Annotated in this window: 18 protein-coding genes and 1 CRISPR repeat array; of the genes, 13 read left to right on the top strand and 5 right to left on the bottom strand. The window is 38.9% G+C overall.

From position 1 onward, the window contains the following. Window positions 1-308 precede the first annotated feature (308 nt). From OOA_RS04415 to cas2, 7 genes are read left to right on the top strand one after another with little or no spacing between them, the layout of a single operon-like run. Window positions 309-2,858: a CRISPR-associated helicase/endonuclease Cas3 gene (locus OOA_RS04415; RefSeq protein WP_008910926.1), complete on the top strand. Its 2,550-nt coding sequence runs from the start codon at window positions 309-311 to the stop codon at window positions 2,856-2,858. Between the two features lie 43 nt (window positions 2,859-2,901). After that, complete coding sequence (gene cas5c, locus OOA_RS04410; protein ID WP_008910925.1) at window positions 2,902-3,606, top strand: type I-C CRISPR-associated protein Cas5c; 705 nt, start codon at window positions 2,902-2,904, stop codon at window positions 3,604-3,606. Continuing rightward, on the top strand, window positions 3,603-5,606 hold the full coding sequence (gene cas8c / locus OOA_RS04405; RefSeq protein WP_008910924.1) for a type I-C CRISPR-associated protein Cas8c/Csd1: 2,004 nt from the start codon (window positions 3,603-3,605) through the stop codon (window positions 5,604-5,606). The genes cas5c and cas8c overlap by 4 nt, the downstream gene beginning before the upstream one ends. 13 nt (window positions 5,607-5,619) lie before the next feature. Continuing rightward, on the top strand, window positions 5,620-6,489 hold the full coding sequence (gene cas7c, locus OOA_RS04400; RefSeq protein WP_008910923.1) for a type I-C CRISPR-associated protein Cas7/Csd2: 870 nt from the start codon (window positions 5,620-5,622) through the stop codon (window positions 6,487-6,489). 3 nt (window positions 6,490-6,492) lie between these two features. Next, window positions 6,493-7,119 (top strand): CRISPR-associated protein Cas4, encoded by a 627-nt coding sequence (gene cas4, locus OOA_RS04395; protein ID WP_008910922.1) that lies wholly within the window; start codon window positions 6,493-6,495, stop codon window positions 7,117-7,119. Next, window positions 7,116-8,147: a type I-C CRISPR-associated endonuclease Cas1c gene (gene cas1c, locus OOA_RS04390; RefSeq protein WP_008910921.1), complete on the top strand. Its 1,032-nt coding sequence runs from the start codon at window positions 7,116-7,118 to the stop codon at window positions 8,145-8,147. The genes cas4 and cas1c overlap by 4 nt, the downstream gene beginning before the upstream one ends. 2 nt (window positions 8,148-8,149) lie before the next feature. Next, window positions 8,150-8,443 (top strand): CRISPR-associated endonuclease Cas2, encoded by a 294-nt coding sequence (gene cas2 / locus OOA_RS04385; RefSeq protein WP_008910920.1) that lies wholly within the window; start codon window positions 8,150-8,152, stop codon window positions 8,441-8,443. Window positions 8,444-8,617: 174 nt separating this feature from the next. Continuing rightward, window positions 8,618-9,959: a CRISPR direct-repeat array (repeat unit 32 nt; unit sequence GTCGCACCTCACGCAGGTGCGTGGATTGAAAC). A gap of 145 nt (window positions 9,960-10,104) precedes the next feature. Here the strand turns inward: cas2 and OOA_RS04380 are convergent. Continuing rightward, complete coding sequence (locus OOA_RS04380) at window positions 10,105-10,626, bottom strand: O-acetyl-ADP-ribose deacetylase (protein WP_040690785.1); 522 nt, start codon at window positions 10,624-10,626, stop codon at window positions 10,105-10,107. Window positions 10,627-10,639: 13 nt separating this feature from the next. Continuing rightward, a complete protein-coding gene (locus tag OOA_RS04375) occupies window positions 10,640-11,710 on the bottom strand; it encodes an AI-2E family transporter (protein ID WP_008910917.1) in 1,071 nt (356 codons plus the stop codon). 139 nt (window positions 11,711-11,849) lie between these two features. Between OOA_RS04375 and bepA the strand changes: the two genes are divergently transcribed. Then, a complete protein-coding gene (gene bepA / locus OOA_RS04370) occupies window positions 11,850-13,313 on the top strand; it encodes a beta-barrel assembly-enhancing protease (protein ID WP_008910916.1) in 1,464 nt (487 codons plus the stop codon). Window positions 13,314-13,325: 12 nt separating this feature from the next. Beyond that, window positions 13,326-13,682: an arsenate reductase (glutaredoxin) gene (gene arsC, locus OOA_RS04365; RefSeq protein WP_008910915.1), complete on the top strand. Its 357-nt coding sequence runs from the start codon at window positions 13,326-13,328 to the stop codon at window positions 13,680-13,682. Between the two features lie 161 nt (window positions 13,683-13,843). On the opposite strand, the gene hda is transcribed toward arsC, so the two are convergent. From hda to upp, 3 genes are all read right to left on the bottom strand, one after another. Further along, entirely contained in the window at window positions 13,844-14,551 is a 708-nt protein-coding gene (gene hda, locus OOA_RS04360; protein WP_008910914.1) for a DnaA inactivator Hda, read from the bottom strand. 150 nt (window positions 14,552-14,701) lie between these two features. Next, on the bottom strand, window positions 14,702-16,003 hold the full coding sequence (gene uraA / locus OOA_RS04355; RefSeq protein ID WP_008910913.1) for a uracil permease: 1,302 nt from the start codon (window positions 16,001-16,003) through the stop codon (window positions 14,702-14,704). A gap of 64 nt (window positions 16,004-16,067) precedes the next feature. Beyond that, complete coding sequence (upp, locus tag OOA_RS04350) at window positions 16,068-16,694, bottom strand: uracil phosphoribosyltransferase (protein ID WP_008910912.1); 627 nt, start codon at window positions 16,692-16,694, stop codon at window positions 16,068-16,070. Between the two features lie 233 nt (window positions 16,695-16,927). Here upp and purM point away from each other — a divergent pair, with 233 nt between their 5' ends. The 4 genes from purM (at window position 16,928) to ppk1 (ending at window position 21,568) form a co-directional block, all read left to right on the top strand. After that, window positions 16,928-17,968, top strand: a complete 1,041-nt coding sequence (purM, locus tag OOA_RS04345; protein WP_008910911.1) for a phosphoribosylformylglycinamidine cyclo-ligase — start codon at window positions 16,928-16,930, stop codon at window positions 17,966-17,968. After that, complete coding sequence (purN, locus tag OOA_RS04340) at window positions 17,968-18,603, top strand: phosphoribosylglycinamide formyltransferase (protein WP_008910910.1); 636 nt, start codon at window positions 17,968-17,970, stop codon at window positions 18,601-18,603. The genes purM and purN overlap by 1 nt, the downstream gene beginning before the upstream one ends. Window positions 18,604-18,855: 252 nt before the next feature. Continuing rightward, window positions 18,856-19,443, top strand: a complete 588-nt coding sequence (speG, locus tag OOA_RS04335; RefSeq protein WP_008910909.1) for a spermidine N1-acetyltransferase — start codon at window positions 18,856-18,858, stop codon at window positions 19,441-19,443. A 55-nt stretch (window positions 19,444-19,498) separates the two neighbouring features. Next, window positions 19,499-21,568, top strand: coding sequence for a polyphosphate kinase 1 (gene ppk1, locus OOA_RS04330; RefSeq protein ID WP_008910908.1), 2,070 nt, complete (start codon window positions 19,499-19,501; stop codon window positions 21,566-21,568). Window position 21,569: the final 1 nt, after the last annotated feature.

Genomic DNA, 21,569 nt, shown 5'->3' with positions numbered 1-21,569 from the left:
CACATATTCAATATACCAACGAAACATCGTTTTTTGAATCAACATTGTTTCATATTAATATATGACATTGGGTTACTTGATAAACAATAAAAGGAAGACATGACCACCAAATTTGATTAATACCTTTGGCGAGCAAAATAAATTTAGGTTATGATTGGGCATCAAAAGAAAAAAGAACTATTGTTGAAATTACTAATAATTCCCAATCCATTAACACAGTACTAATGATAACTCGCAGATAGTAATAAATATAACTTCAAGTTAAACGGATATATAAATATTTGTATGGAGAATAAATTTTGCCATCTATGCCTAAAGAAAATAGCAAAGTAATCGATAATAGTAAAAGTTTAAATAAATATTGTTTTGCAATAGCTCACCCATCAAAATTAGATAATAACCACCAACGTTTATCTTGTCATTTAAATAATGTTTCGAGATTAACGGCTCGTTTTTCTACTAAATGTGGTAATTCATCCGCAGGTGAAATCATCGGCTTACTACATGACTTCGGTAAATATAGTTCCGCATTTCAACAATATATGCAGTTGATTATTTCTGAAAATAACAATAACTATAATCCAGATAAAGATGAGGTTGATTCGAAAAGTTTAAAGGGGAAAATAGACCATTCAACTGCTGGAGCACAATGGCTTACCGGTCAATTAGGTAAAATTCGGCATGAAGAATTTAAACATGATAAAAAATTATCCGAAGCTGCATTGGTTAGTATTAAAATATTATTTTTGTGCATTGCATCGCATCATAGTGGATTAATAGATAACTTACCCGAATTAAATGCATCATCAAGTGATTTTCATAAAAGGATTCAAAAAGGTGATGCGGAAACACATTTAACTGAATGTACAAAGAATATTGATGATGAAGTATTACTGTTAGCTAACCAAATTATTCATGACAATTTTTTAACACAACAAGCAGAATATATTTATCAACTGTGGAATCAACATAACTTAAGCGATATTGAACGAGATTTTTATATTGGAATGTATACTAAGTTTTTATTTAGTTGCTTAATTGATGCTGACCGAATTGACAGTGCAGATTTTGACATCCCTGAAAATAAGCAATATCGACATCAGCAACCAGATTGGTCAATTGCATGTGAACGTGTCGAGTCATTTATTTCTAGTCTTAAAATAAGAAATAATATAGACACTATCCGAGCGAAAATATCTGACAATTGCCTTAATCGCTCAACAGATAGCCGAGGAATTTACAGTTTAACCGTTCCAACGGGTGGCGGGAAAACTTATGCCAGCTTACGTTTTGCCGTGAATCATGCGAAAACACATCAACTTGATCGAATTTTTTATATTATTCCTTATACCTCGATTATTGAACAAAATGCGGATGCCATTCGCAAAATATTAGAACGAGATAGCGATGCTGCCCCTTGGATTTTAGAACATCATTCAAATTTAGAACCTGAAATTCAAACATGGCGAAGTAAGCTTGCTAGTGAAAACTGGGATGCTCCGATTGTATTAACAACCATGGTTCAATTTTTAGAATCGTTATTTGGTAGCGGTACACGCGGGGTTCGCCGTTTGCATCAATTAGCGAATTCAGTGTTAATTTTTGACGAAATACAAACACTTCCAATACGGTGTGTTAATTTATTTAATAATGCGATTAATTATCTTACTCGGCATTGTGGCGCGACCGCGGTTATGTGTACGGCCACTCAACCGTTATTACATCACTTACCTGAAGAAAAAATATCTTTTGGTCAGTTGGCATTAGACGATGAAAATGAACTAACACCGAATATACAAGCGTTATATCAAGAGCTTGAACGCGTTAATCTTAAGAATTGTGTTAAAGATAAAGGTTGGAATGTTCAAGAACTTAGTGTGTTGATAAAACAAAAAACCATAGAAAAAACAAATTGTTTAGTTATTGTTAATACAAAAAAATGGGCGAAAAATTTATTTCAAGAAGCAAAAAAAATATTACCTAATAATTATGGAATTTACCATTTGAGCACAAGCCAGTGCCCTGCTCATAGAAAAAAATTATTAGATGAAATTAGAGCGCGACTCGATAATAATTTACCAACATTGTGTGTTAGTACTCAATTAATTGAAGCGGGTGTTGATATCGATTTTAATTGTGTTATCCGCTTTAAAGCTGGATTAGACTCAATCGCGCAAGCCGCTGGGCGTTGTAATCGCAATGGGCGCTTAGATAAAGCCGAGGTATTGATAGTCAATCCCGATAATGAAAACCTCAATATGTTGCAAGATATAAAGTCAGGTATTGCTGCAACTGAGAGAATATTAAATGAGTTTCCAGAAAACAAATTATTATCACCAGAGGCAATGACACAGTATTTTGCGTATTATTTTTATGACCGACATAATCTAATGCATTACCCAACAAAAGAAAATTCATTAATATCAATGTTAAGTTCAAATAAGTTCAATATTAGCGCATTAAACCATGCACAAATTCAGCAAAAATTTATTGCCAAAAACATTCTACCCATTCAATTAAATCAGTCATTTATGACCGCATCAAAAATATTTAAAGCCATTGATGCTCCCACTCAAGCCATTATTGTACCTTATAATGAAGAAGCAAAATCTATTATTGAGGATCTATTAGCTTTAGATAAAAAATTTGATAGTCAGGAATATCGACAATTATTAAAACAGAGTCAAAAATACAGCGTCAATTTATTTCCCAATGTATGGCAGTCATTATTTAATAATCAAGCCATTTATCCGATATCAGATGATGAAGCCGTTTATTGCCTTCATAACGAATATTACAGTCAAGATTTTGGTGTCAGTGCAGAAAGGTGTGGAGATCAAGAGTTTTATATAGCGTAAAAATATTGCTTTTTGATAGCTGAAAATATAGCAAGGAGATTCAGTGAAAAATTCAATCAGTTTTCGATTATGGGGGCGATATGCATTATTTACTGACCCTATTACTCGAATCGGGGGAGAGAAATGTTCTTATCATCTCCCAACGTATGAAGCGATAAAAGGAGTATTAAAATCAATCTATTGGAAACCCACTTTAATTTGGTATGTTGATCGTGTCCGTGTGATCAAGCCCTTACAAACTCAGACTAAAGGCACTAAACCAATTAATTGGAATGGTGGAAACTCGCTCGCTTATTACACGTTTTTACATGATGTTGAATATCAAATAGAAGCGCATTTTGAGTGGAATGAACATCGCCCTGAATTAGCAAAAGATCGCGTTGATGGTAAGCATTTTTCTATCGCTAAACGCATGTTAGAAAAAGGCGGTCGACAAGATATCTTTTTAGGCACCCGTGATTGCCAAGGATATGTCGAGCCGTGTGAATTTGGTTCCGGCTCCGGTGCTTATGACCATATTGATGAGCTTGGCTTTGGGTTAATGTTCCATGGATTTGATTATCCCGATGAGACAGGCAAAAATGAATTATCCGCCCGTTTTTGGCGAGCTGAAATGCGAAATGGCATCATTGAATATCCGACCCCGAGTCATTGCGAAGTAAATCGTTTTATTCGTGATATGACAGCGAAAACATTTGAACTTGATGTTAACCAACAATCCGTTGACCAGACGGAGGGCATGCTATGAGTTGGATAGCAAAATTATATGAAACTTATGAACACGCTCAGGAACGCTATGCGGATTTACCGATTGATGAGCAAGTAATGCCTGTCAGCCATACCATACAAAATGCCCATATCCATGTCATTCTAGATGGTAATGGAAATTTTATTAATGCTGAGGTGATTGATAAAAAACCGATCATTATTCCTGCAACAGAATCTTCTGCGGGCCGAGCGAGTGGATTAAGTGCACATGCGCTTGCGGACAAGCTACAATATGTCGCTGGTGACTATGCGAAATTTGGTGGTATAAAAAAATCGGGTTTTGACCTCTATCAAGCACAGTTAACAGAATGGGTAAACTCAGGTGATAGCCCTAATGCTGTAAAATCTATCCTTACCTATATCAATAAACGTAGTTTAATTTATGATCTTATTGAAAAACACATTCTATATGTGAAAGATGGTGTGTTATTAACTCAATGGGAGTCAGATGAAGAACAACCCAATTTATTTAAACAATTACCAAAAGAAAAAGGCATTTTAGATCAAGGAGCTGCACTTGTTTGTTGGAGTGTTCAAGTTAAAGGTATCCCTCAGTCAAAAACTTGGTTAGATCGAAAAATTCAGCAAAGTTGGATTGACTTCGATAGTAAAATAGGTGGTGGCATTGATGTTTGTTATGTTTCGGGTCAGTCATTACCTAAAGCGACGAACCATCCTGCAAAATTACGCCATAGTGGTGATAAAGCAAAATTAGTTTCAGCCAATGATACCAGTGGTTTTACGTTTCGTGGGCGTTTTGCAAATAGCGAACAAGCGAATAATGTGAGTTTTGAAGTGACTCAAAAAGCACATAATGCATTGCGGTGGCTAATTAATCGTCAAGGCTTTCGAACAGATGAGCAAATTTATGTTGCTTGGGCTGTTTCAGGAAAAGAAATCGCTGAACCAAAACTGGAAGAAACTGAAGAGTTTGATTTTAATTCAATGTTTGATAACAGTAATGATGACAATTCAGTCAATCACCTTAACGATCTGGGTGCAACTTATGCAAGTGAACTAAACAAATATTTTTCCGGTTATTTCTCTATTGATGGTTTAGACACACATGAACAAATCGCCATCATTGGATTAGATTCTGCAACGCCAGGCCGTATGAGTATTATTTATTATCGAGAAACAATAGCCCAAGAATTTATTGATAGATTACATAAATGGCAATTAGATCTAGGGTGGTGGCAGCGAAAAAAAGCAGAGGATATCAATAATAAAGGTAAGACCCAATTAACATGGTCATGCCATGCCCCTGCATTATTCAAAATATTAAATGCAGTTTATGGTGATGTTTTAAAATCATCCACATCATTGAAAAAAAATCTTATTTCTCGTCTTTACCCCTGCATTGTAGAAGGTCGCCCCCTTCCCATTGATATTGTCAATTATGCATTTGAACGAGCCATTAATCGGGTTGCTTATAAATCGGATGAAACATGGTTGTGGCAACAAAATATCGGTATTGCGTGTTCGCTTTATAAAGGATATTGCAAACGAACCGCAAATAAACAACAAAATAGGGATTATGATATGGCATTAAATACAACTTATCGTTCACGTGATTATCTATTTGGTCGTTTGTTAGCTGTAGCAAATAAAATAGAACAATTTGCTCTATCAATTGGTGAAGGAAACCGATTAACAACAGCCGAACGCTATATGACTCGATTTGTAAACAAACCCGCACAAACATGGTTAGCCATAGTCAATGCATTACAACCTTATCAACAGCGATTACATGCAAAATATCCTAGCTACGATAATGCATACAAATCACTATTATCTGAAATAACAGATCTTTTTGAGATTGATGATTTTAAATTAGATAAGAAATTAACACCTGAATTCTTATTAGGTTTTCATAGCCAAATGCTATGGCTTGAACAACATAAATTATCTGAAGGCAAATGGATAATAAAAAATAAAGAATCAAATTCCGAATCACAAACAGTATCAGACACTATTTAATTGAGAGATAACCATGAGCTTAGAAAATAAAATTGATTTTGCGATTATTTTTGACGTCCGTAATGCTAATCCGAATGGTGACCCACTAAATGGTAATCGCCCACGTACTGATTATGATGGATACGGTGAAATTACGGATGTTTGTCTTAAACGTAAAATTCGTGACCGTTTACAAGATGACGGCGAGGCTATTTTTATCCAATCCGATGAAAAGAAAATTGATGGAATGCCTAGTTTACGAGAGCGAGCAATCTCCGATGAGTTTGGTTTAGGTAAGAATGTTTTTGATACCAAAAAAACATCCATTGAAGATGCAGCAAAATTAGCCTGTGAAAAATGGTTAGATGTGCGCACATTTGGTCAATTATTTGCATTTAAAGGAACTGGCAAGGATGGCGTTTCTATTGCTATTCGAGGTCCGGTCACATTACAAAGTGCTTTTAGCATTGAGCCGATAAATATAACAAGCACACAAATTACAAAGAGTGTAAGTGGTGAAGGTGATGGCACTAAAAAAGGTTCTGATACCATGGGAATGAAACACCGTGTTGATAATGCAACTTACGTTACATATGGTGCAATATCGCCACAATTAGCAGAAAAAACAGGGTTTAACGATGACGATGCTGACAAAATCAAACAGGTATTAGTTCGCTTATTTGAAGGTGATGCCTCATCCGCTCGTCCTGAAGGCTCAATGCGAGTCACACATTTGGTTTGGTGGCCACATAATTCGAAATCAGGTCAATATTCCTCAGCCAAAGTACATCAAACACTACGTGATCATATAGAAAAGAATCTCCCACTAGAAACTAACGCATTAAATGAAAGCTTAATTAATGCATTAAACGGGTTAACCGTTGAAATAATAGAAGGATTCTAAAATATGATTGAGGATCGCCTTATCGCTATTTCGGCTTTACAGCATTATTTGTTTTGTCCTCGTCAATGCGGGTTAATTCATTTAGAGCAGATATGGCAGGAAAACTTTTTAACGGCTCACGGCAGGCAACTGCATGAGCGTGTTGATAATGGCGATCCTGAAACACGGAAAGGTATTCGTTTTGAGCGAGGGATCTCTGTTAGTGCCCCTGAAATAGGGCTAACAGGGAAACTTGATTTGCTAGAATTTGATATAAAAAATAAGCGCTATTGCCCTGTTGAATATAAACGAGGAAAACCAAAAGCAACTGATGTTGATAAAGTTCAGTTATGTGCCCAAGCACTTTGTATTGAGGAAATGACACAAACAAAGGTGGAAATTGGCGCATTATGGTATTGGCAAACACGTAAGCGATTGGATGTTCCCATTGATAATGTGTTAAGAAATAAAACAACATTATTAATAGGTAAAATTAATATCATGTTATTAAATGGAAAAACACCGGAACCTATCTATGGAAAGCATTGTACCGCTTGCTCACTCAATGAAATTTGCCAACCTGAGTTAATCACGAATGAACATTCTCTTCGCTATCAAAAGGCGCTTTATGATCTGAGAAATGATGAATGAAAAAATTACAGAATTGTTTATATATCACCAAAGATGGCGCTTATTTACATAAAAAACGTGAAACGCTACTGATTGAACAGATTGTTGAAGGTGAACGCGAAAAACTTTTACAAATACCTATACACTCGATTGGTAGTATCTTCTGTTTTGGTAATATTATGGTTTCCCCACAATTATTAGGTTTTTGTGGGGAAAGTGGAACACACCTTTCTTTCTTTGACCGCTATGGCAAGTTTTTAGCAAACGTTGTGGGTAAACAATCAGGTAATGTTTTATTACGCCGTCAACAATATCGCGTTGCTGATGAGCAATCCATTTTTATTGCTAGAAATATAATTGTCGCTAAAATTCGCTCATCAAGAGTTTTATTACAGCGTCATGGACGTAATCACGGAAAAACACCAACTCTCTTATTTGCGATTAATCGATTGAAGCAAATAATTGAGCAATTAGCTGCACAAACGGAATATGAGAAAATATTAGGATTAGAAGGTGAAGCAGCACAGCATTATTTTTCAGCATTTACTAATATGATAAAACCAAATACAGATAAATCATTGTTTAATGGACGAAGTCGTCGACCACCCAAAGACCCAGCTAATGCGGTGCTATCACTACTTTACTCAGTACTTGGAAATGAAATTAGTGGTGCACTGCAAGGTGTTGGCTTAGATCCCCAAGTGGGCTTCTTGCATAAGGAACGCCCCGGCCGTAATAGCTTAGCACTTGATCTGTTAGAAGAGTTTAGAAGCTTTATCATTGATAATTTAGTCTTGAATTTGTTTAATCGTAAACAGTTATCGCATCGCGATTTTGATACGAATTGTTTGGGTGGCGTCACTTTAAAAGATGATGCACGTAAACGTGTTTTTCAAGCCTATCAAGAAAGAAAGCAAGAAGAAATAACGCATGATTTTTTAAATGAAACGATTCAAATTGGTCTACTACCACATGTACAGGCGATGTTACTTGCTCGACATATTCGTGGTGATATTCAGAATTACCCCCCTTTTTATTTGAGAAAGTAATCATGATGATATTAGTTGCTTATGATGTTTCATTCGATTCTGAAGATGGCCCTAAGAGACTCAGGCAATTAGCAAATGTTTGTTTAGATTATGGAGTAAGAGTGCAATACTCTATTTTTGAATGTGAAATCGACCCTACTCAATGGATTAGTTTTAAATCAAGATTATTATCCATATTCGATTCAGAAGTAGATAGCTTACGTTTTTATAAGCTTGGTAAAAATTGGCAAAGTAAAGTGGAACATCACGGAGCAAAAGCAGCAATTGATATTTTTCGTGATCCATTAATATTATAGCGCTAATCTGTTGTTCTCATGATTTTCCCGCTAGGTTAGCGCGTTCTTAACTAATTAAAATATAATACTAAATTTTTTAGCATTTATTATTAGCTATAACATATTCCGTGTTATAAACCGATTAGCGATTTGAGGTAAATATTGCTAAGCTGTATGCGCCTGTACAAGCAGGCAGTCGCACCTCACGCAGGTGCGTGGATTGAAACATCTAAAGCTATAAACATAAAACCATTTTTGTAAGTCGCACCTCACGCAGGTGCGTGGATTGAAACTGCGCTGATCCATTTGAGCAAGTTTGATGGCTTGTCGCACCTCACGCAGGTGCGTGGATTGAAACTGAATCGCACTACTTGATACTTTGTAGTGATTCGTCGCACCTCACGCAGGTGCGTGGATTGAAACCCTGCATTAGATGCCTCCCGTTGGCTTTTTGCTGGTCGCACCTCACGCAGGTGCGTGGATTGAAACCAGTACCAAAAGCGTATCAGAAAAAATATGGAGTCGCACCTCACGCAGGTGCGTGGATTGAAACTTCATAAAGCTAGCTGGTGGCTCAGGATCTACGGTCGCACCTCACGCAGGTGCGTGGATTGAAACCAGTTTACACCGAATCGTAGTTTAACTCCTAATTCGTCGCACCTCACGCAGGTGCGTGGATTGAAACATTTTAAAGCCCTCTCGTTTGGTGTATGCGTATAGTCGCACCTCACGCAGGTGCGTGGATTGAAACGTAAAAGACGTGTTTCCTAAATTTGCATCAACAGTCGCACCTCACGCAGGTGCGTGGATTGAAACGCAATACCTCTGACATGTATGATAATGATGTATGTCGCACCTCACGCAGGTGCGTGGATTGAAACGAGTTAGCTATCTAATGAAAAGGACTCGTTAATGGTCGCACCTCACGCAGGTGCGTGGATTGAAACAATCAAAGATGAAGTTATACATGAGTTATTGCCGTCGCACCTCACGCAGGTGCGTGGATTGAAACTCTCGCCACTCGCTCAGCCTCTTCTTTTGCATGGTCGCACCTCACGCAGGTGCGTGGATTGAAACGGCTGAAAGTAATACATCTGAAGCTGAAGAGGCGTCGCACCTCACGCAGGTGCGTGGATTGAAACTAGACTTGCAGTTTCAATGATGGATCATGAAAAGGTCGCACCTCACGCAGGTGCGTGGATTGAAACTGCGTACATCTATCAAGCCAATGGTACGAGCGCAGTCGCACCTCACGCAGGTGCGTGGATTGAAACAATTCCATTGAATAACATGCAATATGGCGCGGCATGTCGCACCTCACGCAGGTGCGTGGATTGAAACGCTTACTGGGAAAATGCTTGAGCTAATCGGTATGTCGCACCTCACGCAGGTGCGTGGATTGAAACTCAGTAAGTATCTAGATAGATTTACTCTCGCTCTGTCGCACCTCACGCAGGTGCGTGGATTGAAACAAGAAAGATTGGTACAACGCCATTGTGCGTGATGTCGCACCTCACGCAGGTGCGTGGATTGAAACTTTTATATTGAGCATCATCATCTCCGCAATCTTGTCGCACCTCACGCAGGTATGTAGGTTACTGGCATAGATTACAGAATGCATGAATTCAGGCTCAGCTTATTTGCTGAGCCTGTTAATTTTACTGATACCCTGAAAAATTAGGCTAAAATTGCAATTGTTGTTGGTAAAGATGATAGTTTTCGTCATCAAAGCAGACAAAAATCACTGTCTTGGGTAGTGCATTATCAGCTAAATAATGCATCACAGTTTCACATGCAACTTGTGCGGCCAACGCTTTTGGAAAATGATAAATGCCAGTACTAATATTAGGAAATGCGATAGTTTCAACTTGATTCTGACTGGCTAACTTTAAACTAGACAAATAGGCTTTCTTTAGTATTTCTGTTTCATTATGAGCACCATCCTGCCAAACAGGCCCCACTGTATGAATCACATATTTTGCAGGCAATTTTCCACCCGTGGTAATAACCGCATCACCCGGATGGCAACCACCCTGCCTTGCTCTAATTTGGCGGCATTCATCAAGAATTGCAGCCCCACCAGATCGGTGGATTGCCCCATCAACACCACCGCCTCCTAAAAGTGAACTATTGGCGGCATTGACAATAGCATCAACTTCTACTTTAGTAATATCACCTCGTTGAAGCTCAATTCTTGTTTGCATATGATCTCCACTATTACGATGAAACATTATTATCAGTGATATCTTCCGGCCAAGCATTAATCACAGCTTTAATCAATGTTGCCAACGGGATAGCGAAAAAGACGCCCCAAAAACCCCATAAACCACCGAAGATTACGACAGATAAAATAATGACAAGTGGGTGAAGATTAACCGCTTCAGAAAATAGTAATGGAACAATCACATTACTATCCAAGCCTTGAATAATAAGATAAACAATAATTAATGACCAAAAATCACTACCAATTCCCCATTGAAACAGTGCTACGATGACAACAGGAATCGTAACAGCCACAGCACCAATATACGGAATTAATACAGATATCCCCACTAATACTGCTAATAATACAGAATACCGTAAATCAAAATAGGCAAAGCCTGCATAAGTAAAGATACCTACAATAACCATTTCAATGATCTTACCGCGCAAATAATTAGTAATTTGCTGGTTCATTTCCAGCCAAACTTTTCCTACCAATAAACGATTTCTTGGTAATAGCTTTTGCACACTGCGAATAATTTTTTGTTTATCTTTAAGTAAGAAAAACATCATTAATGGCACAAGAACGACATAGATAGCCAACGTAAATATGCCGATCAATGAAGCAACTGACATTTTAACAACCGATTCCGCCATTGTTGATAAACGGCTACGCAAATTATCAGCCATCATATCGATAATACCCGCGTCCACTAATGCGGGATAACGTTCTGGTAATTTTTGGGCGAACTCATTAAATCGATTAACCATGCTTGGTAAATCAGAAACAAGGTTTAACCCCTGCTGCCATGCTGTTGGTGCAATAATTAAAATAACCATGGCACTTATTCCAGCAAACAAGGTCAAAATGATACTTACTGCAACAACACGCGAACATCCAAGGCGTTCAAGTAAATGAGTTGGCCATTCAAGTAAATAGGCCAAGACAATAGCCATCAATAAGGGAGCTAATATATTGCTGAAAAAAAAGATGATACAGAATCCGGCGATAAGCAAAGTAAACAGTGCAACAGCCTGTGGGTCAGCAAAACGTCGTCGATACCATTGTAATAACATATCCAGCATTTATGCGCTCCTTGAAAATTAATGCTTTAAAGACAGTTCCTAAATTAACGAAAATTATACCGAATAAAAGACTTTACGGTAGCTTTTGCTATCATGGATTGATCTCAAAATTAATCGTTGTACGGGATGCAATTGTTTCATGAATAAAAAACTGAAAAATCCACTTCTGGTTTTGTTGATAGCAGCGTGCTTCAATGTCGCTGTATTTCCCGCATATAGTGCAGTTGAAGATACCCTGCCGGATATTGGCACAACTGCGGGCGGTACTTTGAGCATTAATCAAGAAATCATCATGGGTGATGCTATCACTCGGCAAATTCGTGCCAGTACACCATTGATTTATGACCCACTTCTCAATCAATACATCAATAAACTTGGGATGCGGCTGGTTAAAAATGCCGATTCGGTCAAAACTCCCTTTAAATTTTATTTAGTCAATAACCCAAATATTAACGCTTATGCCTACTTTGGCGGTAACGTAGTGCTTCACTCTGCCCTATTCCGTTATAGCCAAAATGAGAGCCAATTGGCTTCTGTTATGGCACACGAAATATCCCACGTTACTCAGCGCCATCTAGCTCGTATGATGGAAGACCAGAAAAGCACAACACCGCTTGCAATTGCTGGTACGATTGGTTCTTTATTATTGGTGATGGCAAACCCACAAGCTGGTTTTGCAGCATTAACAGGGACTTTCGCAGGTGTTCAACAAGGCAGAATTAGCTTTACTCAAGCCAATGAACAAGAAGCTGACCGAATAGGGCTTCAAACCCTTAGGAAATCCGGTTTTGACCCACATGCCATGTCTGATTTTATGCAAGTTATGTCAGATCAGACTCGGTATATGTCAAAGCCTCCTGAAATATTGCTGACTCACCCACTACCCGATAGCCGTTTAGCTGATGCACGTAACCGCTCTTATCAGTACCCTAAAGTCGTCGCGCCTTCTTCTGAAGATTTTATGCTAGCGAGAGTGCGTATTCTATCAATGTATACCACTGGACAACAGCATGTATTAGACCAGATCATTGAAAACTATAGCAAAGGTACCGTTCAAGAACGAATTGCCGCAGATTATGGCCGAGCCTTACAACTTTCACAAGATAAAAAATATGCCGAAGCGAGTAAAATAGTCTCTAGCTTGCTTGAAAAACAACCAAATAATCCTTGGTTTATTGATAGCATGACCGATTTAGATATTGAACAAAATCGTGTTGGTAAAGCAGTTACTCGTTTGCAGAACGCGCTGAAAAAATCACCGAATGATCCTGTATTACAAATTAACCTTGCTAATGCGTTAATAAACAATAATCAGTACTCAGAAGCTAGTTCATTACTCAACAGGTATACCTTTAATTATCCTGACGATTTAAATGGCTGGAATTTGTTGGCAGAATCATCAGCCAAACAAGGTAAGCGGGCTGAAGAGATAGCGGCGTACGCAGAGGCCATGGCACTTCGAGCTGATTATGATAACGCCATTAATTATCTCAGTGACGCGAGCCGACAAAGTCGTTTAGGCAGTTATGAACAACTGCGTTATGACGCGCGTATTGATGAGCTAAGAAAACTACAAATAAGAGACAGCAATGCAAAGCCATAAGGAGCAATAGCCATGACGGACACAATTACGATTTATCATAATCCGCGCTGTTCCAAAAGCAGGGAAACACTCGCCCTACTTGAATCGAAAGGGATAAATCCCACTATTGTCGAATATTTGAAAAACCCACCAAGCATCACTGATATTAAGCAACTTTTAAAATCATTAGGATTCAACGATGCCCGTCAATTAATGCGTACTAAGGAGGAACTCTACAAGGAATTAAACCTTGAGGATAACAAATTAACGCAAGATCAGTTGATTAACGCGATGCATGATAACCCCAAACTTATTGAACGCCCGATTGTTGTTAAAAATGATAAAGCAAAATTAGGTCGTCCACCTGAACAGGTGCTTGAAATTATTTAAATCGGCTTGTATAGAAAATAATTTGAGATATTTTTAGGCAACAAGTAATACCGGCTATCCGAGGAGCATAGACAAATGATGTGATCCGGGTTTTTAAAGCCAATCAATAACGCCAAATTTGATGTTTTAATATTGAAAAATGGCAGTTTAACTGCCATTTTTTACAATTTAAGAATATCTTTCACAAAGGGGATCGTGAGTTTACGTTGTGCCACGATAGATGCGTGATCTAATTTGTTCAAAATATCAAATAAGGTGCCCATTTTTCTATCGAGTCGTTTTAACACAAAGCGGCAAACATCTTCAGGTAATTCAAATCCACGCATCCGTGCGCGCAGCTGTAATGCACAAATTTTATCTTCATCACTCAAAGGATGCAGTTTGTAGATCTGGCCCCAATCAAGCCGAGAAGCCAAATCAGGAAGCGTTAAATCAATTTGACGTGGTGGCCTATCGCCAGTAATCAATAAACACGTCCGCCCTATTTCTAAGATACGATTATACAGATTAAAAATTGCCATTTCCCATTCAGGATCGCCAGCAATACATTGAATATTATCGATACAAACAAGAGAAAGGTGTTCCATGCCGTCAAGAACTTCAGGAACAAAATAGGCTCGTTTATCTAGGGGGACATAGCCTACCGCCATATCTTGCTCAGCTAGTTCAGTACAGGCCGCATGTAATAGATGGCTTTTACCGCCCCCTTCGCGAGACCAATAATAGATATAACTGCCGTGTGGTTGATTAATGGCGAGTTTAATTGCAGATAACAACGCCTGATTTTCCCCTGCATAGAAGCTGGAAAAAATTTCGTCATCGGGCAGATAAAGTGGTAGTGAAAGCTGCGATGGTGTGTTCAGAAGCACCTCTGGCTGTGCAAATCAATTATCACCTGTAAGTTTACCATAAATTACAAGGTTAGATGAACAGGAAGAAATCCAACTGCCGGAGCTTTCACCACTCTGGCAATAATTTATACCCGCAGACACGAGTTCAAGCGGGTATATTGAGGTTAATTATTTCTTAGAATTATGTGTATCAACTTCTTCAAGTTCTGAAGTGATATACTGTTTCTCTGGACGAACGAAGGTAATAAAGTGGAAAAATAATGCCATTCCAATACCGACGATTGTCGCTAATGCCATTCCTTTTAACTCAGCTTGACCGATATGAATAACAGCACCACTAACACCAATAATCAAAATCACTGAAGTGAGTATCAGGTTTTGCGGTTTGTTATAATCCACTTTAGAGTCAATAAGAACACGAATACCGGATGCTCCGATAACGCCGTAAAGTAACAATGAAACCCCACCCATAACAGGTACTGGCACTAACTGAATAGCCGCTGCTAATTTACCCACACAGGATAATAAAATGGCAATAATTGCTGCGCCACCAATCACCCATGTACTGTAGACTTTAGTGATTGCCATTACACCAATATTTTCGCCGTAAGTGGTATTAGGCGTTGAACCAAAAAACCCAGAAATAACAGTGGAGAAACCGTTTGCGAACATAGAACGATGCAAGCCAGGATTTTTCATCAAATCACGCTCAACAATATTCGCTGTAACCACAAGGTGACCAACGTGTTCAGCAATAACGACTAATGCGGCTGGTAGGATAGTTAAAATCGCAAACCATTCAAAACGAGGTGTATAAAAAGTAGGAACAGCAAACCATGGTGCTTCAATAACTGGGGTGAAGTCCACGATACCCATGAAATAAGATAATGCATAACCGGCTAAGAAGCCGATTAAAATGGGGATAATAGAGAGAAAGCCACGAAACACAACAGCACAAACAATCGTCACAGACAATGTGGTGATAGAGATGATAAGTGTTGATGAATCGACAGGTGCCCCTTCTTTAGGGAGTAAACCCGCCATACTGGCTGCGGTTTGGGCCAATTCCAAACCAATGACGGCAACAATCGCTCCCATTGCTGCTGGAGGAAAGATAACGTTAATCCAACCTCGCCCTGCGACCTTCACAATCAATGCCACAACACAAAACAGCACACCACAGATAATAAATCCCCCAAGTGCGAGTTCATAACCCAATGGGAGTAAAATCATAACAGGTGAAATAAACGCAAAACTTGACCCTAAATAAGCGGGTATTTTGCCCTTACAAATAAAGAGATATAACAATGTCCCAATACCATTAAATAATAAAATGGTTGCAGGGTTAACACCAAACAAAATCGGTACGATAACTGTTGCCCCAAACATAGCAAACAGATGTTGAAAACTAAGCGGTATGGTTTGTAGTAGTGGTGGCCTTTCTTCAACACTGATCGTGCGACGTGTCATTTTAATTCATCCCCTTAATGCGTTTTTTAATTAAAAAAAAGCCGACTTCTAAGTCGGCTAATTATTATTTTGTACCAAATATTTTATCGCCAGCATCACCTAGCCCTGGAACGATGTACCCGTCTTCATTTAAATATTGATCAATAGACGCGGTATACAGTTCGACATCTGGGTGTGCTTCTTCTAATGCAGCAATCCCTTCTGGAGCAGCAACCAGAACTAATACTTTAATTGATTTACAACCTGCATTTTTCAGCAAATCGATAGTTGCAATCATTGAACCACCTGTTGCTAACATTGGATCAACAACAAGAGCCATACGCTCATCAAGATTTGAAACTAATTTTTGGAAATAGGAAACAGGCTTAAAGGTTTCTTCATCACGATAAACACCCACAACGCTAATACGCGCACTTGGAATGCTATCAAGAACACCATTCATCATGCCGATACCTGCTCGCAGAATTGGAACAACGGTGATTTTTTTCCCTTTAATTTGCTCTATTTCTACAGGGCCACACCAACCTTCGATAGTGACTTTTTCAGTTTCTAGATCAGCGGTTGCTTCATAAGTCAGTAGGCTACCAACCTCTGATGCCAGCTCACGAAAGCGTTTGGTGCTTATATCATGGTCTCGCATCAAGCCGAGTTTATGTTTAACGAGAGGGTGTTTTACCTCAACGATCTTCATGGAATTCTCCTACTAGTTTAGATGCCAGCGCAAAAAAAAATCGCGAGATTATACCTCTTTTTATATAGCTTGCCACTAGAATCGGTTTGATTGATGTCAAAACAATCAGAAATAACTCATTTTTATGTTAGATCTATTTCATTCACAAAGCTATCGCAAACGTTTGCTTTGCCTGTTAGAATAGTCATCATTGAAGTTTATTTTTCCGAAAAGCAATCGCCTTGGGGGCCGCAGTGACTGATAAAACCTCTCTCAGCTATAAAGATGCCGGTGTTGACATTGATGCAGGTAACGCATTGGTTGAACGAATTAAAGGTGTGGTGAAAGAGACTCGCCGCCCAGAAGTAATGGGAGGATTAGGAGGGTTTGGTGCGTTATGTTCCCTGCCACAAAAGTATCGTGAACCTGTCTTAGTTTCTGGTACTGATGGTGTTGGTACTAAATTACGCCTCGCGATGGATTTAAAACGTCATGATACTATCGGTATCGACTTAGTTGCGATGTGTGTTAATGACTTGATTGTACAAGGTGCTGAGCCTCTATTTTTCTTAGATTACTATGCAACGGGTAAATTAGATGTCGATACTGCGGCTAGTGTAATAACTGGAATTGCAGAAGGCTGCAAGCAATCAGGCTGTGCATTAGTTGGCGGTGAGACGGCTGAAATGCCCGGCATGTATCATGGTGAAGACTATGATGTTGCTGGCTTTTGTGTTGGTGTCGTTGAGCGTTCTGAAATCATTGATGGCAGTAAAGTTAGTGCTGGCGATGCCCTAATAGCGCTTGCTTCAAGTGGTCCCCACTCAAACGGCTATTCATTAATTCGCAAAATACTTGAAGTCAGTAAAGTAGACCCGAATGCGACTCAACTTGAGGGTAAATCACTTGCTGACCACCTTCTTGCACCAACGCGTATTTATGTGAAAAATGTGCTCGAACTGATCGAAAAATCAAATATTCATGCCATAGCACATATCACTGGCGGTGGTTTCTGGGAAAACATTCCTCGCGTATTGCCTGAAAATACTCAAGCGCAAATAAATGAAAAGAGCTGGCAATGGCCCGCTATCTTTGATTGGTTACAACAAGCAGGTAGCGTGACAAGTCACGAAATGTACCGCACTTTTAACTGTGGGGTCGGTATTCTTATTGCGCTACCTCAAAGTGAAGTGGAGTCTGCATTAGCGCTACTTAACTCTCTGGGTGAAACGGCATGGCAAATCGGTTCTATTGCTGAGCAGCCAACAGGTGAAGAGCAGGTTGTTATCCGCTAATGAAGAAGATTGTTGTTCTCATTTCTGGCAGTGGTAGTAATTTACACTCACTGATTGAAGCGACTAAACAGGATCTTCAGGCACAAATTGTTGCTGTAATCAGCAACCAGCCCGATGCTTATGGGCTGGTTCGTGCACAACAAGCAGAGATCCCTGCTTTATCATTGAGCGCCAAACCTTTTGCCAGCCGTGAAGAATATGATGGCGCACTGATGGCATTAATAGATGAGTATCAACCTGATTTAGTAGTACTTGCGGGTTTTATGCGCATCTTAACTGCGGATTTAGTCAAACACTATGCTGGAAAAATGCTGAACATTCACCCTTCTCTATTACCTAAGTATCCAGGGTTACATACTCACAGCAAAGCGATAAAAAATGGTGATATTGAACACGGCACCTCAGTCCATTTTGTCACTGAAGAACTTGATGGTGGCCCTGTCATTTTGCAGGCCAAAGTACCAATACATGCAAATGATACAGAAGATGAAGTGATTGAGCGTGTTAAAGCACAAGAGCACATCATCTACCCAATCGTAGTGCAATGGTTTATCAGTGAACGCCTTGTGATGAGTAACAATCATGCTTATTTAGATGGAGTATGCTTAGCACCACAAGGCTATATAAATGAATAGTCCGCGATAGCACATTAATTCTTTTAAGGGCAAAGAGAAATCTTTGCCCTTTTTATCGATTCTTTATTAAGAATAAACCGTATTAATCTTCACCAGTTAGAAAAACTCTCTGCTTTGAGTCATTATTTTATTGCAAATAAGTGGTATCCTTATTTATTGAGTTAACTAATAAATCGACTGAATTTTATTAGCTCGCTAAAGGTCACAGCGCCTATAAATCTGTATATTGACTAAACAACATTGAGGTGTTTTATGACAACCGGGCAAACACAAGTATTTAGATTACGCCCACTTGAACGTGAAGATTTACCTTTTATCCATCAACTCGATAATAATGCCAGCGTGATGCGCTACTGGTTCGAAGAACCTTATGAAGCCTTTGTCGAATTGAGTGATCTTTACGATAAGCATATTCACGACCAATCTGAAAGGCGTTTTATTGTAGAAAACGATAGCCAAAAAGTCGGCTTAGTTGAATTGGTCGAAATTGATTATATTCACCGCCGTTCTGAGTTTCAGATAATAATTGCACCAAACCATCAAGGCCATGGTTATGCGTCACGGGCTGCAAAATTGGCAATGGATTATGCATTCTCAGTACTCAATTTATATAAACTTTACCTAATCGTAGATAAAGAAAATATCAAAGCTATCCATATTTATAATAAACTAGGCTTTCATACGGAAGGTGAACTCATTGATGAGTTTTTCGTCAATGGTCGCTACCATACAGCGATTCGCATGTGCGTTTTTCAGCATCAGTATTTTGCAAGTAAAGCACAGGCAACAAATCCTGAAAGTGTAGTGAGTGCGCATGCAACGATTAAGCAACAAGTTTAGTAAAAGGTAGATTATTCATCCTTAAATAAGTTAATTGGTACAATATGGAGCAACAATGTCGCAAGAACGTCTCTACCATGAAAAAGAGCTAAGCTGGCTTGCTTTTAACGAACGCGTTTTGCAAGAAGCCGCAGATAAGCGAAATCCTCTTATTGAACGTATGCGTTTTTTGGGCATTTACTCCAATAATTTAGATGAATTCTACAAAGTCCGTTTTGCTGATGTGAAACGGCGTATCTTAATTAATGAAGAGCGCGGTTCAGCCAGTGGCTCCCGTCATCTTCTTAAGCGCATCCAAAATAAAGTCGCCAAACAAGAGCAAGAGTTCGATATTTTGTATAATGACCTCTTGCTTGAAATGGCACGTAACCAAATATTCCTGATTAATGAGCGACAAATATCACCTCGCCAGCAAATTTGGCTGCGTCAGTATTTTCGGCAAAACTTGCGCCAGCACATTACCCCGATTCTAATTAATCCAGATACCAATCTGGTGGAATTCTTAAAAGATGATTACACCTATCTGGCCGTTGAAATTATTAATGGAAGCAATGTTCAATATGCCTTGTTAGAAATCCCTTCCGATAAAGTGCCGCGATTCGTTAACTTGCCGCCAGAAATGCCAAAGCGCCGTAAATCCATGGTGCTGATTGATAATATCCTGCGTTATACCCTTGATGAAATTTTTAAAGGTTTCTTTGATTACGACAAGTTAAATGCCTATTCCATGAAAATGACTCGTGATGCGGAATATGATATCGCCACGGAAATGGAATCTAGTTTACTTGAAATTATGTCTTCCACATTGAAACAACGTTTGACGGCTGAGCCAGTCCGTTTTGTTTATCAACGAGATATGCCAGATGAAATGGTGGCAGTACTACGTGAAAAACTCGGTTTATCTAATGATGACTCCGTAATCGCGGGTGGGCGTTATCATAACTTTAAAGATTTTATTAATTTTCCAAATGAAGGGAATAAAAATCTACTTAATAAACCGCTTCCACGCTTACGTCACCGCTGGTTTGACAATTTCCGGAACGGGTTTGATGCAATTCGTGAACGAGATGTATTGCTCTATTACCCTTATTACACCTTTGAACACACCTTAGAGTTACTCAGACAAGCGTCATTTGATCCGAATGTACTGTCTATCAAAATTAATATTTATCGTGTTGCCAAAGATTCTCGCATTATTGACTCGGTGATCCATGCAGCTCATAACGGTAAAAAAGTCACCGTAGTTGTTGAATTACAAGCTCGATTTGACGAAGAAGCCAATATTCATTGGGCTAAACGGCTCACGGAAGCGGGCGTACATGTTATTTTCTCTGCGCCAGGTCTGAAAATTCACGCTAAATTATTTATTATTTCACGAATGGAAGACGGTCAAATTGTTCGTTACGCACATATCGGAACGGGTAATTTTAATGAAAAAACAGCCCGCCTTTATACTGACTATTCTTTGCTCACTGCAAATGAACAAATGACCAATGAAGTTCGTCGAGTATTCAGCTTTATTGAAAATCCATACCGCCCTGTCACTTTCGATAATTTGATGGTTTCTCCGCAAAATACACGAACCAAACTTAATGAGTTAATAGATAAAGAAATTACCAATGCGCTTGCTGGCTTACCGAGTGGGATCACCTTAAAAATTAATAACTTGGTGGATAAAGAACTGACCGATAAACTTTATGATGCCTCCAATGCTGGCGTAAAAATTCGATTATTAATTAGAGGAATGTGCTCATTAGTTGCAGGTCAACCGGGTTACAGTGAAAACATTCAAGTGACGAGTATCGTCGACCGCTTTCTGGAACATGATCGTGTATATGTATTTGCGAACGCAGGGGATGAAGAAGTGTTTATTTCCTCTGCGGATTGGATGACACGAAACATCGACTATCGAATTGAAGTTGCGGTACGTCTAGTCGATAGTCGACTTAAACAACTTGTTTTAAATATCCTCGAATTACAATTTAACGATACCGTCAAGGCTCGCTATGTTGACAAAGATCTCAGTAATCATTATGTTCCCCGCGGTAACAAGCGCAAAATCCGTTCGCAGCTTGCCGTATATGACTATTTGAAATCACTAGAAACGCCTGAGACAAGGTCCTAAT

It is taken from the genome of Providencia burhodogranariea DSM 19968 (assembly GCF_000314855.2).
In the GTDB taxonomy this organism is placed as follows: domain Bacteria; phylum Pseudomonadota; class Gammaproteobacteria; order Enterobacterales; family Enterobacteriaceae; genus Providencia; species Providencia burhodogranariea.
The sequence above is the reverse complement of the archived record's forward strand: the minus strand, read 5'-3'. Positions and strand labels throughout refer to the sequence as shown.

What these genes read in the sequence shown, in the direction of transcription:
- OOA_RS04415 (WP_008910926.1), top strand. Translation starts at nt 309, where the DNA reads ATGCCTAAAGAAAATAGCAAAGTAATCGATAATAGTAAAAGTTTAAAT.
- cas8c (WP_008910924.1), top strand. Translation starts at nt 3,603, where the DNA reads ATGAGTTGGATAGCAAAATTATATGAAACTTATGAACACGCTCAGGAA.
- cas7c (WP_008910923.1), top strand. Translation starts at nt 5,620, where the DNA reads ATGAGCTTAGAAAATAAAATTGATTTTGCGATTATTTTTGACGTCCGT.
- cas4 (WP_008910922.1), top strand. Translation starts at nt 6,493, where the DNA reads ATGATTGAGGATCGCCTTATCGCTATTTCGGCTTTACAGCATTATTTG.
- cas1c (WP_008910921.1), top strand. Translation starts at nt 7,116, where the DNA reads ATGAAAAAATTACAGAATTGTTTATATATCACCAAAGATGGCGCTTAT.
- cas2 (WP_008910920.1), top strand. Translation starts at nt 8,150, where the DNA reads ATGATGATATTAGTTGCTTATGATGTTTCATTCGATTCTGAAGATGGC.
- OOA_RS04380 (WP_040690785.1), bottom strand. Translation starts at nt 10,626, where the DNA reads ATGCAAACAAGAATTGAGCTTCAACGAGGTGATATTACTAAAGTAGAA.
- OOA_RS04375 (WP_008910917.1), bottom strand. Translation starts at nt 11,710, where the DNA reads ATGCTGGATATGTTATTACAATGGTATCGACGACGTTTTGCTGACCCA.
- bepA (WP_008910916.1), top strand. Translation starts at nt 11,850, where the DNA reads ATGAATAAAAAACTGAAAAATCCACTTCTGGTTTTGTTGATAGCAGCG.
- arsC (WP_008910915.1), top strand. Translation starts at nt 13,326, where the DNA reads ATGACGGACACAATTACGATTTATCATAATCCGCGCTGTTCCAAAAGC.
- uraA (WP_008910913.1), bottom strand. Translation starts at nt 16,003, where the DNA reads ATGACACGTCGCACGATCAGTGTTGAAGAAAGGCCACCACTACTACAA.
- upp (WP_008910912.1), bottom strand. Translation starts at nt 16,694, where the DNA reads ATGAAGATCGTTGAGGTAAAACACCCTCTCGTTAAACATAAACTCGGC.
- purN (WP_008910910.1), top strand. Translation starts at nt 17,968, where the DNA reads ATGAAGAAGATTGTTGTTCTCATTTCTGGCAGTGGTAGTAATTTACAC.
- speG (WP_008910909.1), top strand. Translation starts at nt 18,856, where the DNA reads ATGACAACCGGGCAAACACAAGTATTTAGATTACGCCCACTTGAACGT.
- ppk1 (WP_008910908.1), top strand. Translation starts at nt 19,499, where the DNA reads ATGTCGCAAGAACGTCTCTACCATGAAAAAGAGCTAAGCTGGCTTGCT.